The organism is Acinetobacter sp. YH12076 (assembly GCF_013419525.1).
In the GTDB taxonomy this organism is placed as follows: Bacteria; Pseudomonadota; Gammaproteobacteria; order Pseudomonadales; family Moraxellaceae; genus Acinetobacter; species Acinetobacter amyesii.
Window position 1 is genome coordinate 195,080 of sequence record NZ_VOZY01000006.1, and the last position, 15,755, is coordinate 210,834.

A 15,755-nucleotide genomic window follows, 5' to 3' on the forward strand; every position below is an offset into this window, starting at 1 on the left:
AAGCGCAAGTGAGGGTTAGGGAAACGTGCTTTTATAAAACCCCATTCTCCAACAACACTTCCAACCCTTTCACCTTCTCCATATATTTCAGTCGTTCTTTTTCCCACCTCACTTGTTCTTTCAACACTGAAACATCACCATCAATCACCTTAAACACATCTTTTACCTGTATATTTTTCGGCTTCGTTTTTTCACTCCAGTGGAAACTATCCGTGATGTCATCGATCTGACTGGCTAAGCGTTGACTTTGCGCTTCAAGCGCCATTTTATAAAACTTTAAATGTTCATCTGTTAAGGCTTTTGGGCTTTTGCCTTTATTGGTCTCAAGCTGTAATTGCAGCTTTAATAAATAAAATAAATCCTGTGCTTCATGAGCTTGGTTCACCACTTGGAGCAACTGGGTTTTTTCAGCTTTTTTTGTTTCATCAGGTTCACGGTCTGGGTGAATCATGGCGGTAATTTTTAAATACACGGTTTTTAGTGATTGGTTCACTAACTTTTCAGCTTGCTCACGTTTTTGCGCTAGGCGTTTACGCTGATGTTCTTCTTTCTCACGTTGATACTGTTCTGTATCCCACTCTTCATAAACTTCGCTTTCAACTTGTTCAGCATCAATATGAAAGTCTGCTTTTATATTTTCAGCTTGGGCTGACTTGGCCTTTTTATTTGGCTTTTGATTATGCGCATGATGCTGCTGATAAAAGGCATCCACCTCAGTGACTTTTTCAAGTTCGGCAGTATTTAAATAGATGGATTTTTTTAGCTGCTTAGCCAGTTTCGCAAGCTTTGCATCCAGCTGTGCTAAGTCTGCTTTGGCAAAGTCTTCTTGCTGTATGTGCAACCAAAGCTGTGCAAGCTGGCGGTAGTACACCGCATGCAAATCACGATAAATCGGCACAAGTTTGAGTTGGATATAACTCTGAATTTCACTTTTGGCATTTTGCCAAAGATCTAAATCTAGCTTTTGCTGTTCGATTTGCTCAATCAGTTTATTCAGCTTATTATGCTGTGGGGATAAAGCTTCAGCACTCGGGAGTAAACTGACTTTTAACTCAAAAGACATAAGCAAATTTAACGCAAAAAGAAAATTATAGCCGATCTAAGCACGAAACTTATGAGCACCTTGTATGAATCAACAATGGCTTTTGGTCCATTAACGCTCAAACCGTTGTAAATATTGACCCAACTCTTCTCGAACAACCACCTCATGTCCTGCATGACTTCGACTTTGTTCCAAAAGATGCTCAGAGTCGATCACTACCACGCGATGACCATCCGCAATTAAACGATCTACACCTTCAAAGAGCATTCGGACACCAACATCGTGTATCAAAGAAATATTAGTGAGATCAAGGACAATTTGAGTCGGTTCGACAGCTTCATTTTGCAGTATGCGCAATAACATTTCAGACTCCGTAAATTGCAGCACACCACGCAGCTCATACACCACCACCGAATGATCAAGGCCGCAGGTATAGCGACTCTGGACGATCGTTTGCGCTGAAGGTGTTCCCTCCATCACATGTAGTCCCATGTCCTTAGACAGTCGTTCAAATATTTCGACGCCTCGAACACTATTCCCATGTGTATCCAGTTTCGGGCTAAAGACCGCCAGCCCAACCTGCCCCGGTAAAGCCCCCATGATGCCACCGGCCACACCGCTTTTGGCAGGAATACCGACCGTTGTCAGCCAATCACCCGCAGCATCATACATGCCGCAAGTCATCATCACGCTTAACACTTGGCGCACCACCGAACGTGACAGCAACCGTTTACCTGTGGCAGCTTGCACGCCACCATTGGCAAGCACACTGGCCATTTTTGCCAAATCTTTAACCGTCACTAATATTGCACACTGACGAATATAGCCGTTCACCACATCTTCAGGGTCTTCTTCAAGTACACCGACTGTGCGCAGCATGTAACCAATCGACAAATTTCGAAAAGCCGTCTTCACTTCAGACTGGTAAACCGCTTCATCAAAACTCAGCTCATGCCCTGCCAGTTCACTTAAAAATTCACGGAGTTTTTCAGCTCGGGTGCTGTGTTCGTCATGCGGTAATAGTGAATGTGTGGTGATTGCCCCCGAATTGATCATCGGGTTTTTCGGGGTATTGCTTTGTGTATCGAGCGCAATTTGATTAAACGCCTCTCCCGATGGCTCGACACCGACTTTTTGTAAAACGCTGTCTAAGCCAAGATGACGAATCGCTAAGGCATAAGCAAAGGGTTTAGACATCGACTGTATGGTGAACTCGACTTCGTCATCACCTGTGGAATAAATCGTGCCATCTACGGTAGACAGTGCCAAAGCCAGTCTATTTGGATTGGCATTAGCTAACTCAGGAATATAATCTGCCAAAGCTCCGCGCTGATTGGCATCGCAGGCATTGAGGACATGCTGTAAATAATCTGGAACAGGCGTTTTCATAAGGTCTATTTTTTGTTGTGTGCTTTTTTATTTATAACAAATTGAACTCCATCTGTATAAGTCCTTATGGTGAAGACGCGTTCTGAGCTAAAACCTGTATGTGCTGTATATTCAAATGGTGCATCATTTCTCGAATAAAAACGAAATAACTGAGTTGAATGATTGCCTGTTCACCAAAGAGATTTTGATAATATTCAGTATGTTCAATCATTTCATTAAAGCCATGTTCTAAGCTTTGTCGGTCAATGTGGGTCGCATGTTCAAAAAAGGTCTGCGACAATATATGCAGCATCGAGTCATTCGACTGAGCATAGCGCTGCGTCTGATAATCGAGCTGTAATCGTTCTAAAATTTCTTCAATTTCATAGATCAAATATTCAATTGCCAAAGCATCGAAGCGCTGATGTCGAACACATTTTTGCACCAAAGCGACTAAGCCATGATCAAAATGAATTTTCTGTTGCTCGGTCTGAAAGTCGAGCTGCGCTAATCCGAGCTGAAATTGTAATTGCTGCATCGCTATCTTTTAAGTTTTTAATCTTCTGCAAAGTTTAACTCACGAAAGCTACGCACTTGGTTACGTCCTTGTTGCTTTGCCATGTACAGCGCTTGATCGGCCATACGCGTGACCACAGCAGACGGTGTCCCCTCGATCGCAGTTGCTACACCGAAACTTGCACTAATCTTCAACATTTGATGGTTGGCTATCATAGTTTCAGCTTCAGAAATGGCCAATCGACAGCGTTCAGCGACCTCTATCGCCTGCTCTAAACTCTGATTTTTTAAAATTAAAATAAATTCTTCGCCGCCATAACGCCCAACCACATCTTGCACACGGGTATTATCATTTAAAATTTGAGCAACACGTTGTAAAACGGCATCCCCTGCATCATGTCCATATTGGTCATTGATCAATTTAAAATGGTCGAGATCAAGCAAAACCACTGCAAATTCAGGCCGTGTCTGTTTGCTGAGCGTATCAAGTTCATGACTAACATAACGTCGGTTAAACACATTGGTCAGCCCATCGACACGGCTGAGGACTTCCATCTTTTGTTCACGGTGTCGCCACTGTAAAAGCAAAATCTGAAAAAATACTGCACTGACGATCAATATAGGTAAATACAACTCCGCCATACTCATCAGCCAAAAGGCATTGTCGTAAAACTCACTCTGTTTTAAAGCTGGGCTGAAAATCGGTGCATATTCTAGATGGTCAATCGAAGTTTGATAGCAAATGTAGCCAATAAACAGTGTGATCGGAAATGTAATACTGAGCATAATCGCAGGACGATAAAAAACTAAACCGACCATCAGCAGATTGACCGTCCCCGCCATAGTGGCAGGACTATAGATCCCGATCATATAGCCACCATAGATCATGCCGATCCCAAACAGGACGGGCGCAAAATAGCTAAAAAACAGTCTAAAATTTAAATATTTTTTGAAATAAAGACTGAGTACTGCCAATACGCCATAACTGAGTAGGACTATACAAGCGACCATGATCCTCAACTTGAGTGCACTCGGATTAAACCAGATCCGATTGGACGAATAATAAAAATTCATGATGCACTACTTCAACACGCTGACTTGACTCAACATGCCAAAGATGAGGAGTAAACGCCCTTTATCGTAGTCAGACCAATTGATGATGAGATAGTCTGACTCAAACAAAAGATGCTTCAATTTACGCCATTGCACGCCCCATTTCGTACAGACAGCATTGCCCCAATTTTTCCCCATTAAACTTCTTTTTTATTTATTATTTCGCTAGTTATACAAGGTTTTAGCTTCAAAAAGAAAGTCTATTTTCACAGTTGAGCATGCAACCTTTGAAGCCTTTAAACTTCACTTGCATCACTATTCAAATTACTATTCCGCTATTTTTTTTAGCTCAATTGGTCACTTTTATCTTTTTGAAATAGTACGGTTTTCATTCTAAACGCTCGGTGAATAAGATCCCGTTCAGATGATCGACCTCATGTTGCACGATCCGTGCGGGAAAGCCATTCAGGGTTTTCTCTTTAACTTCACCTTGAAGCGTCAAATATCGCACGTGAATTTGCTCAGCTCTCGGGACTTGTCCTCGTGCATTCGGCACACTTAAGCAGCCTTCTTCACCCAATACAGTCGTTGTCGATCGAGATGTAATCACTGGATTCACCATCACGATCGCCTCCATTTCAGGCGCGTCGGGATAGCGTAAATTTGCACGTGAAGCCACGATAATCACCCGCTTTGAAACATAAATTTGCGGTGCGGCAATGCCTACGCCTTGACGCTCAAGCATAGTGGCATGCAGTGTTTCAATTAGTGCAGTTAACCATGCAGAACCTATTTCAGATGCTTGTACCTCTGCGGCAGTGAGCGTCAAAATTGCTTCACCACGCTGTGCAACAGCAGCAACATAACTCATGTATTTATCCTTTTTTAAGTCTAGCAAGCTTAAATTATTTAACTGATGTAACGCACGTAAAAGTAATTTCACAATTTTAAAATGATATTTAAGTTTATTCGACGGAGTCTTACATCTAGGATTTAAATAAAGGGATTAGCCTTCGGCTGGAGGTACTCTTACGAAACAATGTTTCTCATTAGGCAAAATGAGAAGCGAAGCTTCGCAAGGAAACCATCTTGCGGAGCAATGCTCCTCACCGCAAAACTCGTTCACTAGTATCAAATTATTCAAAGTATCGCAAAAACTTTTTTGATTAGAAGGAGTCCTGTCTCAAACACTTGCGGATGACGTTACCGCGTATCATTCTTTCATTTGAATCAAATAACGCTTCTGATGTTACTGCGTAATATCAGTTATTTAAAAAAAACAACCATGCAATATGCATTATTATCGGTTCTGAGTATAAAACAACAGTGTACTATGACTTTGAATCTTTTATGGTTTATATAGAGTACAAAAGTAAAATAGTAGATCACACCACCCTATACCATTGATATTTATCATTTATAAATCAAGGTACACTTTTATCTATTACCAATCATTCTTTAAGTTAATGCGACTTTATCTATATTATTTTGTTCTTAATTAATAATATTTTCATAACTATAAGTTTTTAATAAGGCAAAAAAGTTTGATTATTCAATAAAAAATTGAATCACTAAAATCGTCAAATGCTATTTGCTGCTGGAAAATATTTGCATGGAAGCTCAGCCACGCCTGACTCGTCAAGATAAACGCACCCTCGGACTGTCATCCCTCGGTGGCGCACTTGAGTTTTATGACTTTGTCATTTATGTGTTTTACGCCAAAATTATTTCGGAACTGTTTTTCCCCACTGGACTCAGTCCATTTTGGGCGATGCTGAATACCTACGGTATTTTTGCAGCCGGATATTTTTTCCGCCCACTGGGTGGAGTGGTGATGGCCCATTTTGGCGATTTGATTGGTCGTAAGCGTTTATTTAGTTTGTCTATTTTACTCATGGCTTTGCCTACACTGATGATTGGTGTGATGCCGACTTTTGAAAGTATTGGTTATGCAGCACCACTTTTGCTCCTACTGATGCGCGTGATTCAAGGCATCGCGATTGGTGGTGAAATCCCTGCTGCATGGACTTTTGTTTCAGAGCATGTACCTGAGCAAAAAATTGGTATCGCCAATGGCTTACTCACTGCCGGCTTATCTTTGGGTATCTTGTTGGGCGCACTGATGTCTTTGTTTATTTCATTACAATTTACAGAGTCAGAAATCCATGATTGGGCATGGCGGATTCCATTTATTTTAGGCGGGATCTTTGGCTTTGTTGCGCTCTATCTCCGCAGTTATTTAAAAGAAACGCCTGTATTTAAAGCCATGCAAGAAAAGAAACAATTGGCTAAAGAGCTTCCAGTGAAACAAGTACTGCAACAGCACAAAACAGGCGTTGTGATTGGTATGCTGTTTACATGGTTCTTAACTGGCTGCGTTGTTGTGCTGATTTTAGCGATGCCAAATTTACTCACGGGCGCCTTTGGTTTTGAACGTGCCGATGCCTTTAAAATGCAAAGTGCCGCTATTGTGATGCAAATGGTCGGTTGTATCTTGGCAGGTCTTTTGGCAGATCGCTTCGGTGCGGGTAAAGTGATGCTATTCGGTTCCCTCCTTGTTGCGATAATTGCGGGAGTGTTCTATAACAGCTTGGGCCATGTGGCAGCATCGACCGTGTTTGCGCTCTATATGCTGCTCGGTTTGGCATCAGGCACGGTTGGTATGGTGTCTTATAGTATGGTGAAAATGTTCCCTGCACAGATTCGTTTCTCGGGCATTTCATTTTCATACAATTTGGCTTATGCCATCGCGGGTGGTATCACCTTGCCATTGGTTCAATGGTTGAGTTTATACAGCAACATTGGCGCCATGTATTATATATGGAGCGTCTGTTTGGTGACCGTCTTTACTGCGATGCTCTATCGTCAACGTTTTGAAAAAACTTCGCACTAAAAATAAAAAAGCGGTCAATGACCGCTTTTTTTAACTTGCTTTCAAATCAATTCAGGCTTTAAATTTTTACGCAATTCATCTTCTACAATTTCAATCTCAAGCTGACTAAAACGACGAATTTCACCTTCTGCATGTTTTTCAAGTAATCCACCAATCAGTGGAACTTTGACTTTCACCGTCCAGTCCAAATTGAAACTCACTTGTGTTGCATCACCACTGACACTTCGTTTACAACTGGCTTCGAGCGGTAGGTTCGGATCTAGTTTGACGTCAGAGGTTAATGCCGCCAAATTACTAATATCCGTACGTTTCAGACGAAACGCATCTTTTAAAAACTTCTTGGCAATATCTGGAATATTTACATCCAAGTTATAGGCACGTTTTAAGGTATACATATCACCTGTTTTTTTTGATTCTAAAATTTCTAGATTTTCACCCGGTATGCGTTTGCACACCGCTTCATGCAAGCTGATATCTGCGGCTAGTCGTTTAAAATCTTCAAGTGAAACGCCATGAATTGTGGCATTGACGGTAAATTGATGTGCCATTCTCGTAATCCTTCAGGTCAATATTGGTTTTATTGTTTTATTTCGCCCAGTCTACAGTTGCTAAAACTGTGCTTTGGATTAAATCGGAAAGCGCTGTCGCTGTCATTGACCTGAAACCAAGCTAGAAAAACAGAATTGCCATACTGCAACTCAGAGGGACTCTGCCTTAAAGGCTTTTTTGAAATATTTGCCCATGCTGATTTTTCAACTCGAGCTGAAATTCCCAGCCCGCATCAATTTTTAAATACATCCCTGCATAGGACAACTTTGCGTACCAATGACCAAAGTCGAGGCTAAAAATATCAAAGCTGGCTTGTTCAGGAAGCTGTTGCATTGGTTTTGCATGTATTAAAGCGCTAGGTTCAAAAGACTTGCAGTGCGAGCCATAATGATGAAACAGTTCAAAACATAGCTGATTAAAAATTTCAAATGTTGAATCTTTGGGATCAAGTTGCGTCATTGCTTTAATAGCTTCCCATATCTTTTCATTTCTTCTTGCGCTTATTTTTATATTTCTATAACAAATCTTTGTGGTACTGCTTTTATAAATCTCAGTTTAATTTAAGTTGTTAATTTAACAGCATGCTATGCACTACACCATCCCGATCACGGTGTACCAATTTGATCGGTTGTGAATAATCGATCAAGATGCTTTGGTGTTTATAACTGATCTGGATGCCGTATTCATCTGCACCATCATCCAAACCGCTGATGCTACATTGCGTCCCTTGTGGAAATGCCTTGAGCCATTCAGCGTTATACACATCTGCTATTTGCTCAAACTGAAAAAAGCTCGCCTTTTGCTGCAGTAGAAATGCAGCTTGTCGGTCAAAACGCAGTTGCTGCTCATGTTGAAAGTCGATAATCATGACTCTGCACGCTCTTTACTTATTCATCGGGATCGGATCATCGGCTATTAAAATCAAGCTTCGCAGATACCCAATTTTGCTTATAAATTCACAGAGGATTTTATGACATGTCTTAGACTCAAATGAACACAGCCACATTTCTTAAGGCATAAAAAAGGCACTTCTCATCAGGGTGAAGCCCGATTATGAAATGCCCTTTATGGTTACAAAGTAAATATATTTTTATAAATTGTCAAATTGGGAATGAAAAAAACATCTGTGGGCTAAATGGATAAAGCTTTCATCGCCTGTTGCTGCTGTTTATTTTTGACTTGTGTCCATTGCCACCAACCAAATGCCGCCAAGCCCACAAAACCTGCATACAACGCCGCAGTGAGATACAGGTCTTTGTATATAAACATACCCACATAGATAATATCGACAAATACCCAAAGCACCCAAGTAGCAATATGTTTCCGGCTGGTCCAATACGTTGCGAGTAAGCTAAACGCGGCCAATTGTGCATCCAAAATTGGTACGGCTGCATCGGTAAAATAGTGCAGGCTTAAACCAAAAATCAAACCGCCCACCGCAGCTAAGAGCATTTGAAAGATCACAATTTTGGTCGCAATCGGTTCAATACGGATGTCATGATCTTGTTGTTTGCCCTTCAACCAGTGATAAAAACCGTAGAAGTTCACCACCACAAAGAAAAACTGCAAAATGGTTTCGCCATAAAGTTTGTAGGTATAAAACAAGTAGGCATACAGCAAAAAAGCTGCAAAGTTAAACCACCAACACCACATATTTCGCTTTATGGTTAAAGTCACCCCGATTAAGCTAATAATGACTGCAAATATTTCTAAGTTCGACATGGTTGATTGGGCCTTAAAAAAGCTGCAGCTATTATGGAAAAATTCAGCCTAAAGGCAAGCTATATCATGCACTATTTCATATCAACTCTGTAAATTGTAAATAAAACCATTCATCCAACTGAATTTGATTTTGATGTTTTGAACGCATCAGTTTTGACAGTTTTCTAACAATCGTTTAAAAACATAGCTATGCATAAAGAATAATCAGAAGGAATCATCCAAATGTCAGAACAACAAGGTCGTGTAAGTCGAGAAATCCGTGGTCATCTTTATTTAATCGGTTTGGACCGTGCAGATAAACGAAATGCGTTTGACAGTCATTTAATTCATGACCTTTCATTGGCGCTCACTGAATATGAAGATGATCCAAATTTACGCTGTGCAGTGATTTTTGCTCATGGTGATCATTTTACTGCAGGTCTAGACTTGGTCGAACTACAACCCAAACTTGGCAGTGGACTATTTAATTTTCCTGATCTGCAAATTAATCCGTGGGGAACCAACTCACGACAACGAAAAAAACCAGTTGTCGTCGCGGTACAAGGATTCTGTTTTACAGCGGGTATTGAACTCATGCTGAATGCCGATGTCGTGATCGCACAGCGTCAGACGGAGTTTGCTCAAATGGAAGTGCAACGTGGCATTCTTCCCTTTGGTGGCGCAACAGTTCGCTTTGTGCAAGCAGCGGGTTGGAATAAAGCCATGCGCTATTTACTCACGGGTGAACGTTTCAATGCGCAAACAGCATATGACATGAACTTGGTGACTGAAATCACTGAGCAAGCGCCCTTATCTCGTGCGATAGAACTTGCGGAACAAATTGCGCAGGCCGCACCACTGGCGGTTCAGGCAACACTCGCTGCAGCACAGCAAGGTGTGCATTTGGGAGCCGATGCTGCATTTGCTCAATTGGATCAGCACTTACAACCACTACTAAAAACACAAGATGTACAAGAAGGCGTGATGGCCATGCTACAACGTCGCGCAGCCAATTTTCAGGGCAAATAAGCCTATTGATAAACCGAATAAACCCTTAGCGCCCTGCAACATCAAGAGAAAAATTATGCCAACGGATTTAGAACAAGCAACGCAAGAAATACGTACTACACCCGTGAGTTTCCCTGCAACCGATGGCTATACACTTTCAGGTGTTGAATATCGACCTAATTCTGCCGTTAAAGCCAATATTATTATTTCAAGTGCGACAGGTGTACCTCAACAATTTTACCGTCGTTTTGCCGAGTATGCCGCAGGACTCGGTTATCAAGTACTGACTTTTGATTATCGTGGTATAGGACGTTCTGCTCCTCCAAAACTCAAAGGCTTTAAGATGTCCTACCTCGACTGGGGACGTTATGACCTTTCTGGTGCCATAGCTTATATGCAACAACACGGTCAGGAAACTTTTCTAGTGGGACACTCCTATGGCGGTCAAGCATTAGGCCTCACCTCAAATCACGATCAGATACGTGCCATGTATTGTTTTGGCACTGGCGCAGGTTGGCATGGCTATATGCCCTTTAAAGAAAAAATGAAGGTTCATGTTATGTGGAATATCGTTTTTCCGCCGATGGTTGCCATCAAAGGGTATTTGCCTTGGAGCAAACTCAATATGGGCGCTGACCTTCCTGTCGATGTCTATAAACAATGGCGCCGTTGGTGTAAAAACCCAACCTATTTCTTTGCCGACCCTGAGCTGAGTGAGCTATCTCAACAATATGCTGCAGTTCAAACGCCGATCTATGCGGTCGCTGCACTCGATGATGATTGGGCATTACCCAATTCACGACATGCTTTTATGCAACATTATGCGCAAGCATCAATGCACTATATCAATATTGAAGCGCAAGATTATGGCCTAAAACAGATTGGTCATATGGGATATTTCCGCAAAGGTGCTGAACTCTTATGGCAGGAAGTGATTGGACGGTTTGACGAACTATTAGTCGCCTAGACCAATTTACTTCATACATAGCACATTGAATTATTCGGATAGAGAGATACATGCGTCCACGGAAAAACACCTCTGAACATCTATTGTTACAGTCAGCACACGCCTTTAAACGCTATGGCTATATGGGCTGCAGCATGGGGAAATTGGCTGAAGCCTGTGGACTTTCAAAAGCTGCGTTTTATTATGACTATCCAAATAAAGACGCTTTGCTGATGGAAATTTTAAACCTGACACACGTGAAGTTAAAGCACAGTATTTTTCAGCAATTACAGCGATCCACTGCATCACCTCAACAGACTTACCCGCACATCCATCAACTGGCCATCCAGTTTTTTAGCCAAGGTGGATTAGGTTGTTTAGTCGGGATATTAAGTATGGAACGTCAACATTTGCCTACCGAGATTTTTGCAAAATTACAGTCCATCTTTCAGGAGTGGCAACTGGCCTTTGAAGTGTTTTTTCAGCGATGCATGAGCATCGAACATGCCGCTCAACTTGCCAAAGTCAGCTTGGCGGATTATGAAGGCGCGATTTTAATGGCCCGAATAACCGATGATTTGAGTTATCTCGATTTAGTCCAAGATCGCATTTTGCTTCAACTTGCGGAGTCTTGATAGCGATATTCAATTTTATGTTCTTCGCCAAAACGGTCGACATGTGTATAAAACTCACCGTATCGGCCTAAATAATACTCGAGCGATTGATTGTAAAAACTCCAATAAATCGACCATTCATTCAGATCTAATTGGCGAATTTGAGTTTTACAATTGACTGGCATGCGACGTAAAAAAACTTCTTGTAACTGTTCGGCTGCCTGTAGCGAATCTAGTTTGTATTGTTGTTGAAAGAAAATTTCCGCGATATCATCAAAAAGTTGCTGTTCATATTCATCTACTTCAATCACCTGATCGACTTGGCGTATAGCATCATCATTTGATGCTAGAGAGATACTGTTCGATTTTTTTGGTGCTTGGTAACGCATATATTTTTGACGATATTTTTCTGTTTTTATCATTTTTTTGACCACGATTCCTGCTGCAGACAACGCAATCAGAATACACATCACAATGAGAAAATTAACCATAATAACAACCTACTGCCGATGACGCGCATACACATCATTAATCACCGAATATTTTTATGGACTAATATAACGCACAATAACGTTTAAAATTCATACAAAATTATTTTAAAGCTGAAATCTTGCCTATTTTCTTTGCTAATTTATTTCAAACTATTACACCTGCTGAAATCATTGAGTATGTATACATTTCTAAAAAATCTATTATTACTTTTAAAACAGTATAGTTAGATGCATTTATGTCGTTATTTATCCGTATTTAACGATTAATTTATAAATATACATTTGTAAATTTTGCAACAATTTTGAAATAAAAACCCAACCCAACGGCGCAATGGCTGCAAAAAAACATAAAACGCAACAAGAAGCCTCTTTAAGCACAAGGCGATATCTTCTGAAATGACAGGCTGTTGGAGTTTTCTATAAAAAGAAAAAATTATGATACGCGAAGCACAAATTCAGGATATACCCGAAATTATTCACGTGATTCACAACAGCATTCGTTCATGTATCCAGGACCATCAACGTAATGAAAGTGTGATTCAAACTTGGCTTGAGGAGGCAAATCAATCAAATATCTTAATGTGGATGCTTTACAACGACAGTTGGGTCTACGTCAGTGACAATCGAGTGGTCGGCTTTATTTTAGTCAGTGATCAGGGACAAATTTTACTGAACTATATCTGCCCTGAACGTCAGTACCAAGGCATTGGTAAGGCGTTATTGTTAAACATGATGCACTGCGTCCGAAAAAAGAATATTACCGAGATCAGTCTAGAAAGTACTCATACAGCACTCGCCTTTTACCAAAAATATGGCTTTGTCGCACATCAGGATTTTGAGCCTGCCGATGTTCCGCTCAAATTGGTCAAACAGCTCTGTTAGTAGAGAGGCAAACCTCATAAAAAGATAGATTTTCAAATAGGATGAATATGATAGGTGAATTTAAAAAGAGATCAATCTAAATAAGTATTGGCAAAGGATACTAGCGATAGCACCGCAAAGTTTTCACCGTTTACAACGGAGTATCAAGGCTTAAGTTGATCGCGTCCTGCCTGTTTAGCCATATATAAATAATGGTCTGCATGCTTCATTAAGGCTTCGATACTGTCGAAGTCATTTTGCTTATCCATCCATGCCATGCCCAAACTTAGAGTGACGTAATTTTTGTCATCACCCCGATTAACATGTTCAAGCTGTTCATTACGCATGGCTTCGAGTACCAATTGTAATTGCTCTTGGGCAATCGCATACGGAACATCATGCATCAATATGGCAAACTCTTCTCCCCCGTAGCGAGCCACATAGGCTGAACTTGGCAGGGTATTTTGCATGGTTTTCACGATCTGCTGTAACACCTCATCGCCTTTGAGATGTCCATAGTGGTCATTATAATTTTTAAAATAATCGACATCTAACATGGCAAAGACCAATGTTCGATGACTATGAAAACGGACTTCTGAATATAAACGTTGAATTTCGGCATTCAAAGCACGACGATTGAATGCCCCCGTTAAGGCATCAATACGAATTTGTAGCTCTAATTTTTTATTCAGCTCATGGAGCTGTAAGGTGCGCTCTTTGACTTTCTGATCGAGTGAACTGTTTAGCTCAAGCAGACTATTATTTAACTGCTCGGTATGCATCGACTGCTGTGCATAGTGATGCGATTGCTGAAACATGATCAACAAGGCATACAAACTGGTTGAAATGAACGATAAATTGACTGAATCAATCAAATTCATCATCAGCAAGAAGTCGTTTAAAAAAGTAATGCACAGGAAAATAACCGCGATTAAATTTAATTTTGAATACGGTTCTTTCTTTTTCAGTGTTAGGTAAAAACCATACGCAAAATTACTCAGAACAACGATCACATAGGCAAAGCTGTAGGTTGCCAAAGGCTGAAAAATTTCAGGCGTCGAAACAAATGTCACTGAAATATTCAAAGACAACAGCAACATCGCGATCTGATAATTTAAGGTAAATAAATAGCGACGACTGAGTAAGTGGATATAACTTAAAAAGAAAATCGACGCCAAATAAGTAAATAAATATTCTAATCGCGTGCCCCACAACCAATTGATATCGGTAAAAGTGGTATAGGCATAAGGTGCTGAAAATAAATTATGGAATGCTAAAAAGACAATAAATAAGCCAAACACCAAGTTACTTCGGCTATTGCGACCGCGTAAACCTCGGAAAACAGAAAATAGGATCGTAAATAGTCCCACACCCAAGACGGCGCCAGACACCATTCCAATACTCATCATTTGTCGTTGGAACTGGCGGTTTATTGTCTTGGCAATACCAATGCGCATTGGGTTTTCAAAACCGCCATGCATACTGTTAAAACTCGAAGCTTGAATGGTTAAGGTGAAATATTCATCTTGAGCGACGAAATAGGCAATTCGCGGTGCATTCTCCGTTTTTTGTTCTGCTTCAGTTTGTCCCACTTCACCCAAACGGACGATCACATCACCATTTAAAAATACCCGATACGCACCGTACTGATTTGGAATCAATATTGCGATACGACGGCCAATAAATTGTTTGGGGATTTGGAAATGTCCAGTAAATGTCCCAAAACCTTTACTGTCCCCTGTGATGTCTTTAAATGAAGCAGGCAGATAGACCGTTTGACCGACCAGAACCGAACTTGGAGACGTTAAAAATTGATTTGGATAAAACAACCATTTGCCTTGCAATAGGCTACTGGTATCTTCTGTGAAGTAGATTTGGTTAACTTCGTTTTGATGTTTTAAATAAAACGATTTAGGAGCAGTTTCATACTGTGCTTGAGCAGTCGATACAGTGAATGCCAATGTAAAAATAATAAAGGTAAGAACCCAGAACAATCTGGTGCAAGGCAACTGTAAAGACAACGGCTTTGATTCCTGCGTTTATACTCGAGCAATTATTCTAATCTAAGGTAAAAGACAAAAATAACAACTACTATTTTATCAAATTGATCAATAACTTCCATGTCACTGATCTAAAACAGTCACTGTATTAATCGCGAGTTTTTACATCATACAATTCAATCTCAAAAATAAGATTTGAATTGGCAGGAATTACATTACCCATTTTACGTTCACCATAAGCCAAATGTGATGGCACGATTAACTTACGTTTACCACCGACTTTCATCCCCATGATGCCCTGATCCCATCCTTTAATTACACGGCCTGTACCAATCACTGTTTCAAAATAATTACCACGATCCAATGATGAATCAAATTTTGTACCGTCTTCTAACCAGCCTGTATAGTGAGTTGTAATCAAAGCGCCTTTAACCGCTTCTTTACCTTCACCTACCACTAAGTCAATAATTTCTAATTCCGTGCTCATGCTCTCAACCTCAAATGCCGCAATCTAAATAAAGCACTATTATAAACAGAATCAGTCTGAACATGATGCCCTTGAATGCGTTAGAACTTAGCGACGCAAAGTTGAGAACACAATGATTTAGATCAGCATGCAAATAAACATTTACTAGTAAAGCTCACATGTCTTGAAACATTTATGAGTATTCCGTTATCCCTAAGATGCATTGGGAAGAAACGAATAAAAAATT

The 15,755-nt window shown here is 40.6% G+C and carries 18 protein-coding genes; 5 read left to right on the top strand and 13 right to left on the bottom strand.

All coding sequences use genetic code 11. From position 1 onward, the window contains the following. Window positions 1-31: 31 nt before the first annotated feature. From FTU22_RS07920 to def, 6 genes are all read right to left on the bottom strand, one after another. Entirely contained in the window at window positions 32-1,063 is a 1,032-nt protein-coding gene (locus tag FTU22_RS07920) for a molecular chaperone DnaJ (RefSeq protein WP_180093805.1), read from the bottom strand. Window positions 1,064-1,153: 90 nt separating this feature from the next. Continuing rightward, complete coding sequence (locus tag FTU22_RS07925; RefSeq protein ID WP_180093807.1) at window positions 1,154-2,431, bottom strand: glutaminase; 1,278 nt, start codon at window positions 2,429-2,431, stop codon at window positions 1,154-1,156. Between the two features lie 64 nt (window positions 2,432-2,495). Then, a complete protein-coding gene (locus FTU22_RS07930; protein ID WP_180093809.1) occupies window positions 2,496-2,948 on the bottom strand; it encodes a hypothetical protein in 453 nt (150 codons plus the stop codon). Between the two features lie 17 nt (window positions 2,949-2,965). Next, window positions 2,966-4,000, bottom strand: coding sequence for a GGDEF domain-containing protein (locus FTU22_RS07935; RefSeq protein ID WP_218956297.1), 1,035 nt, complete (start codon window positions 3,998-4,000; stop codon window positions 2,966-2,968). A gap of 6 nt (window positions 4,001-4,006) precedes the next feature. Next, window positions 4,007-4,177 carry a hypothetical protein gene (locus FTU22_RS07940; RefSeq protein ID WP_180093813.1) on the bottom strand — a complete coding sequence of 57 codons (171 nt, stop codon included), beginning with the start codon at window positions 4,175-4,177 and terminating at the stop codon, window positions 4,007-4,009. A 190-nt stretch (window positions 4,178-4,367) separates the two neighbouring features. Further along, window positions 4,368-4,850 (bottom strand): peptide deformylase, encoded by a 483-nt coding sequence (def, locus tag FTU22_RS07945; protein ID WP_180093815.1) that lies wholly within the window; start codon window positions 4,848-4,850, stop codon window positions 4,368-4,370. Between the two features lie 741 nt (window positions 4,851-5,591). On the opposite strand from def, the gene FTU22_RS07950 reads away from it, so the two are divergent. Next, window positions 5,592-6,872 carry an MFS transporter gene (locus tag FTU22_RS07950; protein ID WP_180093817.1) on the top strand — a complete coding sequence of 427 codons (1,281 nt, stop codon included), beginning with the start codon at window positions 5,592-5,594 and terminating at the stop codon, window positions 6,870-6,872. A 41-nt stretch (window positions 6,873-6,913) separates the two neighbouring features. On the opposite strand, the gene FTU22_RS07955 is transcribed toward FTU22_RS07950, so the two are convergent. The 4 genes from FTU22_RS07955 to pnuC all read right to left on the bottom strand — a co-directional run bounded on the left by FTU22_RS07955 (window position 6,914) and on the right by pnuC (window position 9,143). Beyond that, window positions 6,914-7,420 carry a DUF2505 family protein gene (locus FTU22_RS07955; protein ID WP_180093819.1) on the bottom strand — a complete coding sequence of 169 codons (507 nt, stop codon included), beginning with the start codon at window positions 7,418-7,420 and terminating at the stop codon, window positions 6,914-6,916. 166 nt (window positions 7,421-7,586) lie between these two features. After that, window positions 7,587-7,880, bottom strand: coding sequence for a hypothetical protein (locus FTU22_RS07960; protein WP_180093821.1), 294 nt, complete (start codon window positions 7,878-7,880; stop codon window positions 7,587-7,589). A 109-nt stretch (window positions 7,881-7,989) separates the two neighbouring features. Beyond that, window positions 7,990-8,289 (bottom strand): hypothetical protein, encoded by a 300-nt coding sequence (locus FTU22_RS07965; RefSeq protein ID WP_180093823.1) that lies wholly within the window; start codon window positions 8,287-8,289, stop codon window positions 7,990-7,992. Window positions 8,290-8,552: 263 nt separating this feature from the next. Next, window positions 8,553-9,143 (bottom strand): nicotinamide riboside transporter PnuC, encoded by a 591-nt coding sequence (gene pnuC, locus FTU22_RS07970; protein ID WP_111885562.1) that lies wholly within the window; start codon window positions 9,141-9,143, stop codon window positions 8,553-8,555. Window positions 9,144-9,365: 222 nt separating this feature from the next. Between pnuC and FTU22_RS07975 the strand changes: the two genes are divergently transcribed. The 3 genes from FTU22_RS07975 to FTU22_RS07985 are packed head-to-tail and all read left to right on the top strand — an operon-like array spanning window position 9,366 to window position 11,711. Beyond that, window positions 9,366-10,151 carry a crotonase/enoyl-CoA hydratase family protein gene (locus FTU22_RS07975; RefSeq protein ID WP_180093825.1) on the top strand — a complete coding sequence of 262 codons (786 nt, stop codon included), beginning with the start codon at window positions 9,366-9,368 and terminating at the stop codon, window positions 10,149-10,151. Window positions 10,152-10,206: 55 nt separating this feature from the next. Beyond that, the gene (locus FTU22_RS07980) at window positions 10,207-11,097 is read left to right on the top strand and encodes an alpha/beta fold hydrolase (protein ID WP_180093827.1); all 891 of its coding nucleotides are present in this window, start codon (window positions 10,207-10,209) and stop codon (window positions 11,095-11,097) included. Between the two features lie 50 nt (window positions 11,098-11,147). Next, window positions 11,148-11,711, top strand: coding sequence for a TetR/AcrR family transcriptional regulator (locus FTU22_RS07985; RefSeq protein WP_180076709.1), 564 nt, complete (start codon window positions 11,148-11,150; stop codon window positions 11,709-11,711). Here FTU22_RS07985 and FTU22_RS07990 read toward each other — a convergent pair. Next, a complete protein-coding gene (locus tag FTU22_RS07990) occupies window positions 11,693-12,181 on the bottom strand; it encodes a hypothetical protein (protein ID WP_180093829.1) in 489 nt (162 codons plus the stop codon). The genes FTU22_RS07985 and FTU22_RS07990 overlap by 19 nt on opposite strands. A 435-nt stretch (window positions 12,182-12,616) precedes the next feature. On the opposite strand from FTU22_RS07990, the gene FTU22_RS07995 reads away from it, so the two are divergent. Next, window positions 12,617-13,063 (top strand): GNAT family N-acetyltransferase, encoded by a 447-nt coding sequence (locus FTU22_RS07995; RefSeq protein WP_078191420.1) that lies wholly within the window; start codon window positions 12,617-12,619, stop codon window positions 13,061-13,063. Window positions 13,064-13,206: 143 nt separating this feature from the next. Here the strand turns inward: FTU22_RS07995 and FTU22_RS08000 are convergent, their stop codons facing one another. Further along, the gene (locus FTU22_RS08000) at window positions 13,207-15,063 is read right to left on the bottom strand and encodes a diguanylate cyclase domain-containing protein (RefSeq protein WP_373886218.1); all 1,857 of its coding nucleotides are present in this window, start codon (window positions 15,061-15,063) and stop codon (window positions 13,207-13,209) included. A 127-nt stretch (window positions 15,064-15,190) separates the two neighbouring features. After that, window positions 15,191-15,529 (bottom strand): FKBP-type peptidyl-prolyl cis-trans isomerase, encoded by a 339-nt coding sequence (locus tag FTU22_RS08005; RefSeq protein ID WP_078191421.1) that lies wholly within the window; start codon window positions 15,527-15,529, stop codon window positions 15,191-15,193. Between the last annotated feature and the right edge of the window lie 226 nt (window positions 15,530-15,755).

Excerpts from the sequence above, each read along its gene's own strand:
- FTU22_RS07930 (WP_180093809.1), bottom strand. The coding sequence starts at position 2,948 with ATGCAGCAATTACAATTTCAGCTCGGATTAGCGCAGCTCGACTTTCAG.
- FTU22_RS07920 (WP_180093805.1), bottom strand. The coding sequence starts at position 1,063 with ATGTCTTTTGAGTTAAAAGTCAGTTTACTCCCGAGTGCTGAAGCTTTA.
- pnuC (WP_111885562.1), bottom strand. The coding sequence starts at position 9,143 with ATGTCGAACTTAGAAATATTTGCAGTCATTATTAGCTTAATCGGGGTG.
- FTU22_RS07940 (WP_180093813.1), bottom strand. The coding sequence starts at position 4,177 with ATGGGGAAAAATTGGGGCAATGCTGTCTGTACGAAATGGGGCGTGCAA.
- FTU22_RS07975 (WP_180093825.1), top strand. The coding sequence starts at position 9,366 with ATGTCAGAACAACAAGGTCGTGTAAGTCGAGAAATCCGTGGTCATCTT.
- FTU22_RS07925 (WP_180093807.1), bottom strand. The coding sequence starts at position 2,431 with ATGAAAACGCCTGTTCCAGATTATTTACAGCATGTCCTCAATGCCTGC.
- FTU22_RS07995 (WP_078191420.1), top strand. The coding sequence starts at position 12,617 with ATGATACGCGAAGCACAAATTCAGGATATACCCGAAATTATTCACGTG.
- FTU22_RS07960 (WP_180093821.1), bottom strand. The coding sequence starts at position 7,880 with ATGACGCAACTTGATCCCAAAGATTCAACATTTGAAATTTTTAATCAG.
- FTU22_RS07985 (WP_180076709.1), top strand. The coding sequence starts at position 11,148 with ATGCGTCCACGGAAAAACACCTCTGAACATCTATTGTTACAGTCAGCA.
- FTU22_RS07950 (WP_180093817.1), top strand. The coding sequence starts at position 5,592 with ATGGAAGCTCAGCCACGCCTGACTCGTCAAGATAAACGCACCCTCGGA.
- FTU22_RS07980 (WP_180093827.1), top strand. The coding sequence starts at position 10,207 with ATGCCAACGGATTTAGAACAAGCAACGCAAGAAATACGTACTACACCC.
- def (WP_180093815.1), bottom strand. The coding sequence starts at position 4,850 with ATGAGTTATGTTGCTGCTGTTGCACAGCGTGGTGAAGCAATTTTGACG.
- FTU22_RS08005 (WP_078191421.1), bottom strand. The coding sequence starts at position 15,529 with ATGAGCACGGAATTAGAAATTATTGACTTAGTGGTAGGTGAAGGTAAA.
- FTU22_RS07935 (WP_218956297.1), bottom strand. The coding sequence starts at position 4,000 with ATGAATTTTTATTATTCGTCCAATCGGATCTGGTTTAATCCGAGTGCA.
- FTU22_RS07990 (WP_180093829.1), bottom strand. The coding sequence starts at position 12,181 with ATGGTTAATTTTCTCATTGTGATGTGTATTCTGATTGCGTTGTCTGCA.
- FTU22_RS07965 (WP_180093823.1), bottom strand. The coding sequence starts at position 8,289 with ATGATTATCGACTTTCAACATGAGCAGCAACTGCGTTTTGACCGACAA.
- FTU22_RS07955 (WP_180093819.1), bottom strand. The coding sequence starts at position 7,420 with ATGGCACATCAATTTACCGTCAATGCCACAATTCATGGCGTTTCACTT.